The sequence below is a fragment of the Tritonibacter sp. SIMBA_163 genome (assembly GCF_046535935.1).
GTDB lineage: Bacteria > Pseudomonadota > Alphaproteobacteria > Rhodobacterales > Rhodobacteraceae > Epibacterium > Epibacterium scottomollicae.
Genome location: NZ_JAWJBP010001355.1, coordinates 1 through 235 on the forward strand (window position 1 = coordinate 1; position 235 = coordinate 235).

At 67.7% G+C, this 235-nt stretch carries 1 protein-coding gene; it reads left to right on the top strand.

The annotated features are described in order from the left end of the window. Window positions 1–235 (top strand): hypothetical protein (locus R0J92_RS26705; RefSeq protein WP_411053905.1); only part of this gene is annotated, 235 nt, incomplete at both ends.

Here is a 235-nt window from a genome sequence, read left to right on the forward strand (position 1 = left end):
GGCGGCAGCTTCAGCGATGATGTGCTGATCTCGGAGGAGGGCCGGCTCGCGCTCTCGGCCACAACTTCGGTTGCGGGCGACGTGACCAACGATGGCGTGATCATCGCCACCCAGAGCGGGGCTGCGCTTTCGGTCACCGGGGTGCTGACGATGAACGGCACCATCGACGGCAGCGTCGGGGCGTTCAGCGTTGGGGCTGACGGGGTCCCGCTTGCTGCATACGCGGCGGTGAGAG